The organism is Arthrobacter sp. AK01, assembly GCF_021109375.1.
In the GTDB taxonomy this organism is placed as follows: domain Bacteria; phylum Actinomycetota; class Actinomycetes; order Actinomycetales; family Micrococcaceae; genus Arthrobacter.
The window spans coordinates 26,767-41,797 of sequence record NZ_JAJOHP010000001.1 but is presented as its reverse complement, the minus strand read 5'-3'; the positions used below and the strand labels follow the sequence as shown (position 1 = coordinate 41,797).

General features: G+C 64.4%; 13 protein-coding genes. 1 reads left to right on the top strand and 12 read right to left on the bottom strand.

The window, feature by feature from the left end; genetic code table 11:
• Positions 1–57: 57 nt before the first annotated feature.
• The 10 genes from LN996_RS00220 to hemE form a co-directional block, all read right to left on the bottom strand.
• Entirely contained in the window at positions 58–1,335 is a 1,278-nt protein-coding gene (locus LN996_RS00220) for a glycoside hydrolase family 3 N-terminal domain-containing protein (RefSeq protein WP_231337944.1), read from the bottom strand.
• A gap of 111 nt (positions 1,336–1,446) precedes the next feature.
• Entirely contained in the window at positions 1,447–2,766 is a 1,320-nt protein-coding gene (hemL, locus tag LN996_RS00215) for a glutamate-1-semialdehyde 2,1-aminomutase (protein ID WP_231337943.1), read from the bottom strand.
• A gap of 43 nt (positions 2,767–2,809) precedes the next feature.
• Positions 2,810–3,889, bottom strand: coding sequence for an LLM class flavin-dependent oxidoreductase (locus LN996_RS00210; protein WP_231337942.1), 1,080 nt, complete (start codon positions 3,887–3,889; stop codon positions 2,810–2,812).
• Positions 3,889–4,869, bottom strand: coding sequence for a porphobilinogen synthase (gene hemB / locus LN996_RS00205; protein WP_231337941.1), 981 nt, complete (start codon positions 4,867–4,869; stop codon positions 3,889–3,891). The genes LN996_RS00210 and hemB overlap by 1 nt, the downstream gene beginning before the upstream one ends.
• Positions 4,866–5,744, bottom strand: coding sequence for a uroporphyrinogen-III synthase (locus LN996_RS00200; RefSeq protein ID WP_231337940.1), 879 nt, complete (start codon positions 5,742–5,744; stop codon positions 4,866–4,868). Before LN996_RS00200 ends, hemB begins: the two co-directional genes overlap by 4 nt.
• Entirely contained in the window at positions 5,731–6,729 is a 999-nt protein-coding gene (gene hemC / locus LN996_RS00195) for a hydroxymethylbilane synthase (protein ID WP_231337939.1), read from the bottom strand. The genes LN996_RS00200 and hemC overlap by 14 nt, the downstream gene beginning before the upstream one ends.
• Positions 6,726–7,949: a ferrochelatase gene (locus LN996_RS00190; protein WP_231337938.1), complete on the bottom strand. Its 1,224-nt coding sequence runs from the start codon at positions 7,947–7,949 to the stop codon at positions 6,726–6,728. The genes hemC and LN996_RS00190 overlap by 4 nt, the downstream gene beginning before the upstream one ends.
• Complete coding sequence (hemQ, locus tag LN996_RS00185) at positions 7,946–8,647, bottom strand: hydrogen peroxide-dependent heme synthase (protein ID WP_231337937.1); 702 nt, start codon at positions 8,645–8,647, stop codon at positions 7,946–7,948. The genes LN996_RS00190 and hemQ overlap by 4 nt, the downstream gene beginning before the upstream one ends.
• 72 nt (positions 8,648–8,719) lie before the next feature.
• Positions 8,720–10,189, bottom strand: a complete 1,470-nt coding sequence (hemG, locus tag LN996_RS00180; RefSeq protein WP_231337936.1) for a protoporphyrinogen oxidase — start codon at positions 10,187–10,189, stop codon at positions 8,720–8,722.
• 5 nt (positions 10,190–10,194) lie between these two features.
• Positions 10,195–11,310, bottom strand: coding sequence for a uroporphyrinogen decarboxylase (hemE, locus tag LN996_RS00175; protein ID WP_231337935.1), 1,116 nt, complete (start codon positions 11,308–11,310; stop codon positions 10,195–10,197).
• A gap of 158 nt (positions 11,311–11,468) precedes the next feature.
• Here hemE and LN996_RS00170 point away from each other — a divergent pair, with 158 nt between their 5' ends.
• Positions 11,469–12,791 carry a glutamyl-tRNA reductase gene (locus LN996_RS00170; RefSeq protein WP_231337934.1) on the top strand — a complete coding sequence of 441 codons (1,323 nt, stop codon included), beginning with the start codon at positions 11,469–11,471 and terminating at the stop codon, positions 12,789–12,791.
• A gap of 8 nt (positions 12,792–12,799) precedes the next feature.
• On the opposite strand, the gene LN996_RS00165 is transcribed toward LN996_RS00170, so the two are convergent.
• Positions 12,800–13,786 (bottom strand): SDR family NAD(P)-dependent oxidoreductase, encoded by a 987-nt coding sequence (locus LN996_RS00165; protein WP_231337933.1) that lies wholly within the window; start codon positions 13,784–13,786, stop codon positions 12,800–12,802.
• 39 nt (positions 13,787–13,825) lie between these two features.
• The gene (moeB, locus tag LN996_RS00160) at positions 13,826–15,028 is read right to left on the bottom strand and encodes a molybdopterin-synthase adenylyltransferase MoeB (RefSeq protein ID WP_231337932.1); all 1,203 of its coding nucleotides are present in this window, start codon (positions 15,026–15,028) and stop codon (positions 13,826–13,828) included.
• Positions 15,029–15,031: the final 3 nt, after the last annotated feature.

Genomic DNA, 15,031 nt, shown 5'->3' with positions numbered 1-15,031 from the left:
CAGCAGCAACTGCTCAGAACCCCGCCTTCGCTGCGAAGGCGGGGTTCTTTGCTGTTCTCATTGCCCGGCCTTGACCCGAAGAACCGTCAAAGCCGCGGCATCCACTTTTGCCCGGAACGCGGTATCGCTTTGCGCCTTCTTCACCACGGCCTGATGCATTGCTGGAATACTCGCGGGATCAGCGCACACCAGCATGGTTCCGCCTGCGCCAAAGAAGTTCAGGGCTCGATCCGCATCGGACCAGGCTTCCAGCTGCGCGGCACTGCAAAGGTCATCCGAGAGAACGATGCCTTTGAAGCCCGCATCCGCACGCAGCATGGTGTCCATGACCGTCGGTGAGAACGGTGCAATGTTGGCAGGATCGATCCGGTCATAGAACGCATTCGATACCATGACCCATTGCGTGCCCGACTTGATGGCTGCGTGGAACGGCTCCAAGGCAGGATCATCCCGCGTGGTGACGGTGTCCCGGACATCGCTGGTGACGTCCGTGTTGGGAACAACCCTGCCCAAACCGGGGAAGTGCTTCACTACAGGCGCCACTCCGGCGTCCTTCATGCCATCCGCAAAGGCGTTGCCCAGGACGGAAACAGTGCCGGGTTCGTAACCGTACTCACGTTGAAAGTGGCCGATGGGAGCGTTGGACGGCGCGAACTCCGGGCTCGTGACCGTGTCCAGGACCGGCGCGAGATTGACGTTGACGCCAGCGCTGCGCAGCTCCATGCCCCATGTTGCAGCATCAGTGCGGAGCTTGGCAGGACCGGAGGATGCCTGCACCAAGGCCGTGGGAATCGTGGAGAATCCAGGGCCCGAAAGAACCTGGACGTACCCGCCCTCCTGGTCGGTGGCCACGTAGAGGGGTATGCCGCCGGTGGTGGCGGCCGAGACCGTTCCCGTCAACGCAGACACAACGCCGGCAGTAGCGGCAGAGCCTGCTTTGCTGCGCCCACTTAGGTAGACGTTGCCCGCGTGATACTGCTTCAACGCTTGCATGGTTCCTGGCTCGGCGCCGGTGGCCTTGGCCGCCACCATAAACAACTGGCCCACGCGCTGCTCAAGGCTTAACGCAGCCAGCTGTTGCTCGGCCACAGTGGGAGAGGTGGTGGCCGGCGCGGCAGAGGGCGAAGGAACCGTTGTCGGCTTCGTTGGCACCGCTGACGCGGTGCTGGGCTTCGGGGTGCCTGACGGCGTGGAAGGGGAGGCCGACGGCGTCCCTTCAGTTGTGGTTTGGGCGGTGCTTCCGCTGCCGGTTGAGCAACCCGACGCCATGGCGAGGATAGCTCCAGCCGCCGCGATGCTCACACCGAGGGATGCAATTCTCTGGATCTTGCGCATGGTAAACCGTTAGTTCGTTGGGGTTGGGTTTCCATCTACGAGCCTACCCCGTAGGGACACCACCATGCCCCGGGCAGCTGCTGCGCGCAGTCGCCCGGGGCATCAGCATGATCAGGCGGACGCGGCAGCCGCAGCTTTTGCAGCCGCCGGCAAGGCATCCACGATGCGGTTCATCGCGGCGTCGTCGTGGGCCGCTGACAGGAACCAGGCCTCGAAGACGGACGGCGGAAGGTAGACCCCGGAGTCCAACATGGAGTGGAAGAACGGCGCATAACGGAACGTCTCCTGGCCCTGCGCATCGGCGTAGTTGTGGACGCCGTGGGCCGAAGTGCCGAACGCAACGGAGAACAGGTTTCCGGCCCTCTGGATGGAGTGGTCCACTCCTGCAGCGTCCAGGGCTGACGACAGCGCCGCCGAGAGTTCCAGGGAACGGGCATCCACAAACGCATAGACCTCGGGGGTGGCGTTTGTCAGCGTTGCTACGCCGGCGGCCATGGCAACAGGATTCCCGGACAGTGTGCCTGCCTGGTAGACCGGGCCCACAGGAGCGAGGTAATCCATGACGTCGGCACGGCCGCCAAGTGCCGCCGTCGGCATTCCGCCGCCGATGACCTTGCCGAAGGTCAGCAGATCCGGCGCCCAGCCTTCCTGGCGGCCCGTCAGCCCCCAGTAGCCGGCGTAGCCTGTGCGGAATCCCGTGAGGACTTCGTCAAGGATGAGAAGCGCACCGTGTTCCTTGGTGATGCGGGACAGCCCTGCGTTGAAGCCCTCCCCCGGGGTGACAACGCCCATGTTGGCCGGAGCCGCCTCGGTAATCACAGCGGCGATGTTGCTCCCGTGCGTCGCGAAGGCGGCCTCGACGGCGTCGAGGTCGTTGTAGGGCAGCACCAAAGTTTCAGCTGCCGTAGCTTCCGTGACGCCGGCCGAGCCCGGCAATGCCAGCGTGGCGACGCCGGAGCCTGCGGCGGCAAGCAGCCCATCCAGGTGGCCGTGGTAGCAGCCAGCGAACTTGATGATCAGGTTGCGTCCGGTAAAGCCGCGGGCAAGGCGGACCGCAGTCATGGTCGCTTCTGTGCCAGTGGACACCATCCGCAGGCGCTCGACGGCCGAGACACGCTCTTTGACGATCGCCGCAAGATTGGCTTCATCCGGCGTGGAAGCACCGAATGACAGCCCACGGTCCACTGCTGCGTGGACGGCGTCGAGTACTGCCGGGTGAGCGTGGCCCAGCAGCGCCGGACCCCAGGAGCACACGAGGTCCACGTATTCCTTGCCATCGGCATCCGTGAGGTAGGCCCCCTTGGCCGAGACCATGAACTTCGGGTTTCCGCCGACGGATCCGAAGGCGCGGACCGGGGAGTTGACTCCGCCGGGCATAAGGGACCGCGCGCGGTCGAAGAGCTGGTCGGAGACAGGGGTGTTTGAAGTCATGGTTCCTATTCTTTCAGTGATTCATCGGCGGCAAGGCCGCAAGCTACGAAGCGCCAGCCAACAGTTCGGCGACGCGAGGGGCCACCTCTGTGCCGTAGAGCTCGATGCAGCGCATCATGGACTGGTGCGGCAACGTTCCGTTGCTGTACTTGAGGTCGAAGCGATCCACTCCAAGGTTGCGCTTCAGGAGGACGATCTTTCGCGCGACGGTCTCCGGAGAGCCTACGTAGAGCGCACCCTCGGGGCCACACATGGCATCGAACTCGCCCCGGTTGCCCGGACCCCAGCCCCGCTCGGCGCCGATCCTGTTGCGCTGCTCAAGCCAATGCGGGAAGAGCTCCTCCCGGGCGGCCTCATCGGTATCGGCGATGAATCCGGGTGAATGGGTTGCGATCTGGCGCATCGGGTGGCCGTACTTGCCCATGGCCTCGCGGTACAGGTTCACCAGAGGGGCAAAGCGGCGGGGCTCTCCCCCAATGATGGCGAAGATGATCGGATACCCGTATTCAGCACAGCGCAGAACGGACTCAGGCGTGCCGCCCACACCGATCCAGGCCGGCAGAAGGTGGTGCTGCAACCGCGGGTAGACCTGGAGTCCACCGACGTTGGGCCGTGTGCGCCCCTCCCAGTGGATGGGTTTCTGGGCGCGCACCTTGTCGAACAGCTCAAGCTTTTCCTCGAAGAGGACCTCGTAGTCCGCCAGGTCCAGGCCAAACAGCGGGAAGGACTCCACGAAAGAGCCTCGCCCCAGCATGACCTCAGCCCTGCCGTTGGCGATGGCATCCACGGTTGCGAACCTTTGGAAGACCCGGATCGGATCATCGGAGCTGAGGACCGTGACGGCCGATCCCAGGCGAATCCTGGACGTCACAGCGGCTGCGGCTGCAAGGAAGACTTCCGGTGCGGAGACAGCAAAGTCCCGCCGGTGGTGTTCGCCCACGCCAAAAGCATGGATCCCGACGGCGTCAGCCAGTTTTGCTTCCTCCAGCAGCTCGCGAAGCACGCTGGCATGCTCCTTGGGGTTGCCTTCGGCGTCCAGCCCCGCGTCGCCGAAGGTGTTCAGTCCCAGCAGGATGTGGTTGGCCGCTACCGGCGCTGTGGGGTCGGAGGGAACGGACGTCATCAGGACTCCTTCAGCCAGCCTGCAAGTTCGGAGGCCCAGTAGGTCAGCACGGTATCGGCCCCGGCACGCTTGATCCCCAGGACGGATTCGGTGATGGCACCGCGCCTGTCGATCCAGCCGTTTGCCGCAGCCGCTTCGATCATGGCGTACTCACCTGAAATTTGGTAGGCCGAAACCGGCACGGGACTCATGGCTGCGACGTCGGCCAGGATGTCCAAGTAGCTCATGGCCGGCTTGACCATCACCATGTCGGCGCCCTCTTCGAGGTCCAGTTCAACTTCGAGGATGGCTTCACGGCGGTTGGCCGCGTCCATCTGGTAGGTCCGCCGGTCACCCTTGAGCTGGGAATCGACGGCTTCCCGGAAGGGGCCATAGAAAGCAGAGGCGTATTTGGCGGCGTAAGCCAAGACCGCAGTGTTCTTGTTCCCGGATTCCTCCAGCGCCTGGCGGATCACGGCGATCTGGCCGTCCATCATTCCCGACGGCCCCAGCACATGGGCGCCTGCCTCGGCCTGCGCCACCGCCATCCGGCCGTAGATCTCCAGGGTGGCGTCGTTATCCACATATCCGTCAGCATCCAGCACACCGCAGTGGCCGTGGTCGGTGAATTCGTCCAGGCAAACGTCGCCCATGATCACCAGGTCATCGCCGACTTCCGCTTTGACATCGCGGATGGCCTTGTTCAGGACACCTTCAGGGTCGAGGGACGCAGTACCCTGCGCGTCACGTACCGCCGGCACACCGAACAGCATGATGCCGCCCACGCCCAGCTCCACGGCTTCGGCTGCCGCACGCTTCAAGGAATCGGTGGTGTGCTGGACGACTCCCGGCATGGAGCTGATGGGGCTGGGTTCAGTGAGTCCTTCACGGATGAAAGCCGGCAGGATCAGGTCTGCGGGTGCCAGTCGATTCTCAGCGGTGAGCCTGCGCATGGCGGGAGTTGTGCGCAAGCGGCGGGGACGATGGTTTGGAAAGCTCATTGCGGGTTCCCTTCGTTGGCGAAAACAGATTCCAAGGCGGCCACGATGCCGTCCGGGGTTGGTTCTTTGGCTGTGGCAGCGACGGTGAGGCCGAGGCGGGAAACCTCTGCCGCCGTCGGACGTCCTATCGCGATCAGGCGGCAGGCGCCCAACGATGGGAACATCTCGGCGATGCGCCGTGCGGCACTGGGTGAAGCAGCAACTACGGCGTCCAGCGTCCCGGCCTCGAGCGCTGCCAGGGCGTCTTCCGGGGTGAGGATCGGCACCTGTCCAGTTTCGGAATCAACGACGGCGGCGGGCAGCTGCGCTTCCAGCTTCCGTCCTGTCCGGGCGGGGTAGTCTACGGTCTGGTAGGCAACAACCGTGGCCACTACCGCACCCTTCGTCGCCAAGCCTTCCCGCAGGCCGGGTGCTGCAATATCAGCCTGCGGCAGCAGTACCCGTACGGGGCCCGGTTTCCACGCAGCAAGCAATCCTTCTGCGGATTGGACCTCCGCAGGAGCCAAAGCGACGGTGAGGCCAACGGACTCAAGGACATCCCGGGATGATGGGCCGATGGTCGCCACCTTGGTTTCGGCAGGGACCAGGTCCGCGAGGGACTTTCCATGCCTTGCAGCCTTCTCCAAGAGAACCCGCACGGTGGTGACGCTGCTGAGCACCAGCCAGTCAAAGTCGCCTGCGGCCAGCCGGTCAAGAGCGTCATCGAGGGAGGCCTGGTCCTCAGCCCGTTCAAAATCGATGAGGGGCAGGACCAAAGGTGTGGCGCCCAGGCTTCCAAGGAGTGACGCCAGCGGCCTGGCACGATCGGCGCTCCTGGTAATCAGGACGCGCCGACCGCTCAGCCCTTGTGATGCATGCAGCTCAGGACGCGGCAAGGTCCGCGATCTCCGCGGCGCCGGCAGCAAGCAAGAGCTCCGCCACTTCGATGCCGAGCAACGTGGCTCCAACGTCGGTCAGGCCGTCCGTGGCCTTTTTCTCGCGCACAGTTTTGGTGCCATCCACGGCGCAGACAACGGCTTCCAAATAGAGCATGCTGCCCTTCCGGAAAGCATAGGCGCCGACGGGCGCGGCACAACCGGCTTCAAGCCTGGCCAGTACGGCACGTTCGGCCGTTACGGCCAGGCGGGTGTCGTCGTCGTTCAAGGCTGCCAGTGCCTGCGCCAGCACACCGTTGGAGCCCTCAGTGGTTCCTGCCTGACGTGGAGCCTCCTCCGTGCGGCACTCAATGGCCAGCGCGCCTTGTCCTGGTGCGGGAAGCATGACGTCCGTGGCGAAGAACTCGCTGACAGTATCCAGTCGGTCTATACGTTCCAAGCCAGCAGCAGCCAGCACCACAGCGTCAAGATCGCAGGACTTGCCCGGAACAACCTCCTCAGTGGCATTTCCGGGAAGCCCCGGGACGCGTCCAAGGCGGGTGTCCACGTTTCCGCGGATGTCCAGCACTTCGATGTCAGGCCGGGCGGCCCGGAGTTGTGCTGCCCGACGGGGTGAGCCTGTGCCCACTCTTGCCCCGCCCGGAAGCTCCGCAAGGGTCAGCCCATCGCGGGCGCATAGTACGTCCCTGACATCAACGCGCTGGGGTGTCGCAGCAATGCTGAGGCCCACGGCGGCCCCGGTGGGCAGATCCTTGAGGGAGTGCACGGCGACATCGCAGCTGTCAGCCAGCAACGCGTCACGCAACGCTGCAACGAACACGCCTGTTCCGCCCATTTGGGAAAGGGAACCGGTCTTGACGTCGCCTTCGGTCTTGATGTGAACGAGCTCCACCGGGAAGCCGCCAACCGCAGCCAATTTGTCTGCCGTTTGCTGCGTCTGCGTCAGAGCCAGTTTGCTGGCCCTTGTGCCGATGCGAACGGTCACTTTGCTGCCTCCGAAGCCGGGTAGGCATCATGGCCGGTACCGGTGGTAGTGCCAACCTCTGCAATGACGGGCTTGGCGCCTCGGAAGTTCTCGCAGCAATTGGGCCGGCACACGTCGTACCAAGGTCCAAGGTCCGTGACATGGGGACGGTCGGCGATGTTGTTCTCCACTGTCCGTTCGCAGATCAGGTCCACCAGGCCGGATACGAAAGCCGCATGCGTCCCCGGGGTAGGAACGCGAGTGGCTTCGATGTCCAGGTTCTTGCAGGTTTCCAGGGCCTCGGTGTCGAGGTCCCAGGCAACTTCCATGTGATCGCTGACGAAGCCAAGGGGAACAATGACCACACCGCGGACGCCCTGGGGCGCTATTTCCTCAAGGTGGTCGTTGATGTCCGGTTCCAGCCACGGGATGTGCGGTGCACCGGAGCGGGACTGGTACACAAGATCCCAGGCGACGTTCGGTGCCACAACGTCCATGATGGCCTTGGCATTTGCCAGGTGCTGGGCTGCGTATGCGGAGCCTTCTGCGAATTCGCGCGGCTCGTCGTCGGAGCTTCCGGCGGCCTCGGCGTCCCTGGTGGGAATCGAGTGCGTTGCGAACAACACGCGGATCCTGGCGTCAGGGTCGGTTTCGCCAGCTGCGGCCAACTTGCCACGGATCTCTTCAAGACCCGCTGCCGTACCCTCAAGGAAGGGCTGGACTACGCCGGGGTGGTCGAAGTACTGGCGGATCTTGTCCACCTGAAGCTTGCCGTCCAGACCGGTTTCCGTCAGGGCAATGCCGATGTCTTCGCGGTACTGGCGGCAGCTGGAGTAACAGGAGTAGATGCTGGTGGTGAGCATCAGGATCCGGCGGTGTCCGGCGTCGTACGCGTCCTGCAGGACCGGCGCGATGTAGGGATCCCAGTTACGGTTGCCCCACAGAACCGGCAGCTCAATTTCCCGCTTGGCCAGTTCAGCCTCAATGGCGGCCTTCAGCTCACGGTTCTGCTGGTTGATGGGGCTGATCCCGCCAAACGCGCGGTAGTGGTGCGAGACCTCTTCGAGGCGCTCGTCCGGGATGCCCCGGCCACGGGTGACGTTGCGCAGGAAGGGGATGACGTCGTCCTGGCCTTCGGGACCACCAAAGGACGCAAGAAGCACGGCGTCGTAGCGTTTGGCTTCCTGGCGGCCGCGCTCAGTGATGGCGTTGGGTGCTGTGGAAACTTCGGGGCCGGTCATGCGAGAACCTCGGCAATCTCGGCCGCCGTGACGCGGCGGCCGGTGTAGAAGGGGATTTCTTCGCGCACGTGGTGGCGTGCCTCGGTGGAGCGCAGGTGGCGCATCAGGTCCACCAGGTCCACCAGGTCAGGTGCCTCGAGACCGAGGATCCATTCCCAGTCGCCCAGAGCGAACGAGGAGACGGTGTTGGAAATGACCTGCGGGAATTCGCGGCCCAGCATGCCGTGGTCGCGGAGCATCTTGCCGCGTTCTTCCGTCGGAAGCAGGTACCACTCATAGGAGCGCACGAACGGGTAGACGCAAAGCCAGGTGCTGGGCTCCACGCCGCGGGCGTAGGCGGGCACATGGCTCTTGGAGAACTCGGCTTCGCGGTGCACGCCCATGGCGGACCAAACGATGTCGGTTCCTGCAAAAAGCTTGCTGCGGCGGATGGAGCGGACTGCGGACTGAAGGTCCTCCGGCTTGGGGCCGTGGAGCCACACCATGATGTCAGCATCCGAGCGCATTGCCGAGACGTCGTAGCTACCGCGCAGGATCACGCCGCCGTCGGCGAGCTTCTCCGCAAGGGCTTCGAATTCCTGGGCAGCATCGCCGCTGCGCAGAACGTCGGCCGAGCGCTTGAAGACCGTCCACAGCGTGTAGAACTGTTCTTCGGTTTCAGCAGTTTTAGTGACAGATTCGGCAGAAGTGTGGCTCATGGTTCAAGTTTGCCCCGTGCCAGCCCCTAAGTCGAAACGGATCAGTTCTACAGCGCGTAGAAGTGACACAAATCACAGACGGGAGTGCTTTTGGCCCCATCCCGTCGCCAGCTGCCCCCGGGTGTCCGCCACCACGGCCGCCAAGCCATTTCCGGCCAGCCAGCCGCCCACGACAGTCAAGCCATCCACTTCGGCACACGCTTTGCGCACCTGCGCAACCCGCTGTTTATGACCAACGGCAGCAAAGGGCAGGGCGCCGGACCAGCGCACCACATCCCAATCAACAATGTCCGCACGGGACACCGGAACCGTCAACAATGCTGACGCGTCCTCCAGGGCCGCAGCCAAGAGGGAACCGTCGTCGGTGGCGGATTCCGCTCCCCCACCAGTCTCTTCGCGCCGCCCATAGGAAAGTCGCAGGACATGCGTACCCGGACCGGCTTCTGCTGCCAACCAATCCCACTTGGCAGTCGCGTGCGTCAGTGCCTTGGCTTTGATTCCGGGGGTCTGCGGCGCAACCAGGATGCCTGTGCCCCTGGGCCTTCGATCCAACTCCGGCAAGTCCACCACCATCGTCACCAGGCTGACCAACGGCCCCGGAGCGGGACGCAGGCCGGACAACCCGGGCAGGGACGGCTCCAGCAGCCCGACGGCGGCAGGACCGTCGAGCGCGACGACCAGCCGGCCGGCGTCGTACGCGGAATCGCCCGCGGTAACCAGCCAGCCATCGCGGGTCCTCACGACGGCATCGGCATGTTTGCCGGTCAGCAAATCGACTCCGCGCTTCCGTAGGTCGCCGACCAACGCAGCCACCAGAGTGTTCATGCCACCCTTCAAACCGGCGACGGCGGACCCTGGCTTTGCTGGACTGGAGGCGGAGCCGGTGGCGTGCTTGCGCTGCGCCGCGACAGCGGCAGCAAGCGAACCGTGCTTGCGGATACCTGCCCTGAGCCCGGGTGCAACCATGTCAATGTCCAGGAGGCCGGGATCGGCGGAGTGAACGCCACCCACTACCGGGGACACCAAACGTTCCAGGACCTTCTTGCCCATACGGACACGTACCAATGATGAGACGCTGGTGACCTCGGCAGAGGTTCCGATCGATGCAGGCAGCCAGCGGTCCATGGATGCCCTGATGGCGCCGATCAGCCCCAGGGAACGGCGGACTTCCCGGTCCCAGGGATTGGCGGGAATGCCCAGGACGCCGGTCTTGGGCAGTTCCTGCGGGCCATCCGGCAATTGCACCCAGGCACCTCCAGGGTGTGGGGAAACGATGTTGTCCGCCAAGCCGAGTTCGCGCGCTAGGTCGGCTACGGCCGGAGACCGTGTGGCGAAGGACTCGGCGCCGCTGTCAAGGCGCAGTCCCGCCACGACGTGGCTCCCAACGCAACCTCCCCACTCCTGGCGTGCCTCCAGGACCGTGACAGACATGCCCGCCAAAGCGAGTTCCCGCGCAGCGAGAAGGCCCGAGATCCCTCCACCCACCACCACGGCGGTTTCCTTAGGTGGGTGCGTCTTTGGAGTTGAGTGTCCCCCGCGCATTGGCCCTACTCTGCGGCGATCGAGTGGATGAGCTCCACGACGCGCGTCAGTACCGTGGGGTCCGTCTCCGGAGGAACGCCGTGGCCGAGGTTCAGGACATGGCCCGGCGCGTGCGCGCCTGCCGCGATGACCTCGCGGACGTGTGCTTCAAGGACCTCCCACGGTGCCGAAAGCAGCGCGGGATCGATGTTCCCCTGCAACGGCACTGTTCCACCCAAGCGACGATTGGCCTCATCGAGGGGCAGGCGGTAGTCAACGCCCACCACGTCCACCCCGACATCGCGCATGGCGACCAGGAGCTCGGACGTGCCGGTGCCGAAGTGAATCAGCGGAGCCCCCAAACCGCGGACGTGGTCGAGGGCCCGCGTCGAGGCAGGTGCCACGTACTTGGTGTAGTCGGCCAGACCCAGGGATCCTGCCCAGGAGTCAAAGAGTTGTGCGGCCGAAGCGCCGGCCTCAAGTTGCGCCTGCAGGAACATGCCGGAAGTATCGGCTGCCCAGTTCGCCAAGGCTTCCCACGTTTCAGGATCAGCGTGCATCATGGTCCGCGGGCCGAGGTGGTCACGCGACGGCTTTCCCTCAACCATGTAGGCAGCAAGGGTGAACGGTGCACCGGCGAACCCGATCAGCGGCGTCTTGCCAAGTTCGGCAACGGTCAGGCGGACGGCTTCGCGGATGGGTTCAAGCGCTTCCCAGGTCAGGGTGGGAAGTGCCGCCACGTCCTCAGCCGTGCGCACGGGCTTGTCCAAAACCGGGCCCACACCGGGGACGATGTCAACGCCCACCCCGGCAAGCTTCAAGGGGATGACGATGTCGGAGAAGAAGATTGCGGCATCGACGTCGTGGCGGCGGACCGGCTGAAGCGTGATCTCAGCGGCCAGCTCGGGCCTCAGGCATGAGTCCAGCATCGCAACGCCCTCGCGCACCTTCAGGTACTCGGGCAGGGAGCGACCGGCCTGGCGCATGAACCACACGGGCCTGCGGGAGGGCGTGCCACCGCGGTAGGCCGTGATCAACGGGGAGTCCGAGGTGCGGCCGTCCTTCAGCGGGTGGTTGGCGCCGAGGGTTCCCGCCGGGGCGGTGGAGGCCGTACTGTTGGATGCTGCCGCGCTAGAAGTCATGCCTTCGATTGTGCCGAAAATCCGGGGCAAAAGATAACGACAAGCTGTCACGTCGCGCCCCGCCCGGGCCGTTGTGGCCGGGATCACTCGCCTGCGTGTGGATCACCACGGCGCCACATTGTTCTACCGGGCTACGAAAAAGCTATGATTGGGGTGCTGTGGTTCTTTTCTCATTGGTGGCTACACACGCCGACATCGACCTCGAAACTGTCGCTCAGTTGAGCAACGGTTCCTCTGGGCTTGCCTCCGCTGCCCTCATCGATTCCCCTGTGGTTTCCGGAACGGTGGTGTTGGCCACCTGCAACCGCTACGAGGTTTACGGGGAAACAGCCAATGGGGCCGACCTTGAAGCAGCCCGCTCCGCCCTCGTTTCGCAGATCAGTGAGCTGAGCGGCCTCAACGAGCAACTCGTATCCCGCTCCTTCGCCACCCACACTGGAGCCGATGTCACCAGGCACCTCTTCGCCGTGAGCGCGGGCCTGGACTCCGCGGTTGTGGGCGAACGGGAAATCGCCGGCCAGGTACGCCGGGCACTGATTACCGCCCAGCAGGAAGGCACGGCAAGCTCCGGGCTCGTCCGGCTTTTCCAGGCGGCTTCCAAGACCGCCAAGGATGTCGGTGCGCAGACTGCCCTCGGCTCCCGCGGCCTCTCCATCGTCTCCGTTGCGTTGGACCTCGCCACTGACCTCGCTGAAAACGATGATTGGTCGACCAAACAGGTAGTCGTCTTCGGTACCGGAGCGTACGCCGGCGCCACAATGTCGCTGCTCAGGGAACGCGGCTGCACTGAGGTCTCCGTCTATTCTTCCTCCGGCCGCGCCGAAGGCTTCGTCGCCACCCGCGGTGGGACCGCGCTCGACGCCGACACGCTCCCCGCTGCTGTTGCCGCAGCTGACGTCATGATTGGCTGCAGCGGTTCCGACAACCGGGTTGAGGCCGCTGAACTTGCCCGCGTCCGGGAAAACTCGGGCAAGCCGTTGATCGCGATCGACCTTGCCCTTACCCATGACTTCGACCCCGCTGTGGGAGAACTCGACGGCGTTGAGCTCCTGACGCTTGAGTCCGTTCGTCTCGCCGCACCCCAGGAACAGGCAGAATCGCTGTCCCAGGCCAGCGCAATCGTCACCGGGGCTGCCGCGTCCTTCGAGTCAGAGCGCGAGGCCCGGTCTGTGGACACGGCCATTGTGGCGCTGCGACGCCACACCATGAATGTCCTGGACGCCGAGATGGAAAAGGTGCGCGCCCGCCACGGTTGCACTGCTGCCGCCGAAGAGGTTGAGTTCGCGCTGCGCCGCATGGTCAAGCAACTCCTCCACATCCCGACGGTCCGTGCCCGCGAACTCGCTGCCAACGGCCAACAAGATGACTATGTAGCCGCCCTTGAGGCCCTCTACGGCATCCAGGTGGAACAGCCGCAGTCAGCAACCCCGGCCGCGGAGTGCCCCGTGGACCACCAGCAACTCCGCTCCGAAAGCGCCTGACGCAACCGCTAGGCGAAAGCGTTCACGCCCGTCATCCCAGCGGAAAGCTCCCACAGTTTCCTTGCCGCGTCCTTGTCGACGGCGTGGGGGTCTACTCCCTGATAACGCGCCAGCGGTGACTCCTTCTCCGTGGGATGCGCTATATCGCAGTCCTCGCAGTAGACACCGCCCTTGCCAGCCAGCGCTTTGGACGTAGCAGCCCACAGCGACGTCGCTGCGCCTTGTTCCGGCGTCTTGAAACCCTCACGAAGATTGCCCTCGGCGTCCATCCAGCCTGCGGCCACCATCTCTTCCTTGGGCAAGTGACGTTGCAGCTCGGTCATGATGCCCCCAGGGTGCACCGCGAAGGCACGCACGCCGAAGGCCCGGCCCAGCCGGTCCAACTCGACGGCAAAAAGCGCATTCGCGGTCTTGGCCTGGCCATAGGCTCGCCATTTGTCGTAGCCGGCAGTGAAATTGATGTCGTCGAACCGGATGGAGGACAGCTTGTGGCCGGTGGAGGACAAGGAAACAACGCGGGCGTCACCGGAAGCAGCCAAGGCCGGCCAGAGAACGTTGACCAGAGTGTAGTGCCCCAGATGATTGGTGGCGAACTGCGCTTCCCACCCCGGCCCCACACGCTGCTCTGGACTTGCCATGATGGCGGCGTTGTTGATCAGGATGTCCAGGGTGCTCTGCCCTTCCAGGAAGCGTGCCGCAAAATCCTTCACGCTGCCTTGGTCTGCCAGATCCAGTTGGTCAATCTGTACGTCGTTGGCCAGGCCGGCTTCCGCAAGGACGACTCGGGCGTGCTCCAGCCTGCGGGCCGGAACCGTTACCTGCGCTCCGGCTGAAACCAGGGCACGCACCGTTTCCAGTCCGAGGCCTGAGTATCCGCCGGTCACAATAGCCGTCCTGCCTGAGAGGTCGACTCCCGACACAACGTCCATGGCCGTGGAGCCGTGTCCGAATTCCGAACCAAGCGGCTGCTGGGGTGTATCCGTGATTTCGCTCATGGTTGAGCTTCCCAGACGCACCGGCCCGGCAGCAACGAACTAGTAGCTCGGCTTCCCGGGCTCCACGTCGCGGACCCAGGCGAGAATGCCGCCGTCGAGATGCCGGACGCGGCTGTAGCCCGCCTTCTGCGCAGCTTCCAGGGCAGCAGCGGAGCGCGTACCGGCCTTGCAATGGAAGATGATGTCCTTGTCCAGCGGCAAGTCCACCCACGCCTCACCGGAGAGGATCCTGCCCTGCGGTATGAGGACGGAACCGTCGATGCTCACGATGCTGTGCTCGCCCGATTCGCGGACATCCACCAGCTCGAAGTCCCTCTCCCCAGACTCCCGCTCAGCCAGCAGTCCGGCGAGTTCCTTGGCGGACACGGTGTGGTCCCGGTCAGTCGGAGCCAAGGGCGTCACACCACAAAAGGCCTCGTAGTCGGTGAGTTCGGTGATGGGGTCGGCTTCCGGATCCTTCGAAACCCTGATCTCGCGCCAGCTGCCGCCCAAGGCGTCAAAGAGCGCGACGCGTCCCAGCAATGAACGCCCGACGCCGGTAATCAGCTTCACCGCTTCGGTCACCATGAGCGAGCCAACCGCTGCGCACAACATGCCGAAAACCCCGCCCTCACCACAGGACGGCACGGAGCCGGCGGGTGGCGCTTCGGGATACAGGTCCCGGTAGGTAGGTCCGTGGTCAGCCCAGAAAACACTTACCTGGCCGTCAAAACGGAAGATGGAACCCCATACGTAAGGTTTGCCGAGAATGGCTGCGGCGTCGTTCACGAGGTATCGGGTGGCGAAGTTGTCGGCGCCATCCAGTATGAGGTCATACTGCGCAAACAAGTCCAGGGCGTTCGAGGAGTCGAGGCGAACGTTGTGCAGCACCACGCTCACCAACGGATTGAGTTCGGTGATGGCATTGCGTGCGGACTCGATCTTTGGAATGCCCACGTCCTTGACGCCGTGGATGACCTGGCGCTGCAGGTTGCTGAGGTCAACCACGTCATCGTCCACTATGCCGAGCGTGCCAACACCGGCAGCCGCCAAATACAACAGGGCCGGGGAACCAAGTCCCCCTGCGCCTATGACGAGGACTTTCGCATTCTTAAGCCTGCGTTGGCCCACGGCGCCGATTTCCGGAATGATGAGATGCCGGGAGTATCGCTCCACCTCGGCCGGCGTGAGTTCGGCAGCAGGTTCAACGAGGGGCGGCAGGACAGCGGGCGCAGCAGAGTGGGCAGCAACAATTGAGGCCATACC

Coding starts and splice junctions, on each gene's coding strand:
- hemB (WP_231337941.1), bottom strand. CDS start 4,869: ATGAGCTTTCCAAACCATCGTCCCCGCCGCTTGCGCACAACTCCCGCC.
- LN996_RS00220 (WP_231337944.1), bottom strand. CDS start 1,335: ATGCGCAAGATCCAGAGAATTGCATCCCTCGGTGTGAGCATCGCGGCG.
- hemL (WP_231337943.1), bottom strand. CDS start 2,766: ATGACTTCAAACACCCCTGTCTCCGACCAGCTCTTCGACCGCGCGCGG.
- LN996_RS00190 (WP_231337938.1), bottom strand. CDS start 7,949: ATGACCGGCCCCGAAGTTTCCACAGCACCCAACGCCATCACTGAGCGC.
- LN996_RS00210 (WP_231337942.1), bottom strand. CDS start 3,889: ATGACGTCCGTTCCCTCCGACCCCACAGCGCCGGTAGCGGCCAACCAC.
- moeB (WP_231337932.1), bottom strand. CDS start 15,028: ATGGCCTCAATTGTTGCTGCCCACTCTGCTGCGCCCGCTGTCCTGCCG.
- hemE (WP_231337935.1), bottom strand. CDS start 11,310: ATGACTTCTAGCGCGGCAGCATCCAACAGTACGGCCTCCACCGCCCCG.
- LN996_RS00165 (WP_231337933.1), bottom strand. CDS start 13,786: ATGAGCGAAATCACGGATACACCCCAGCAGCCGCTTGGTTCGGAATTC.
- hemQ (WP_231337937.1), bottom strand. CDS start 8,647: ATGAGCCACACTTCTGCCGAATCTGTCACTAAAACTGCTGAAACCGAA.
- hemG (WP_231337936.1), bottom strand. CDS start 10,189: ATGCGCGGGGGACACTCAACTCCAAAGACGCACCCACCTAAGGAAACC.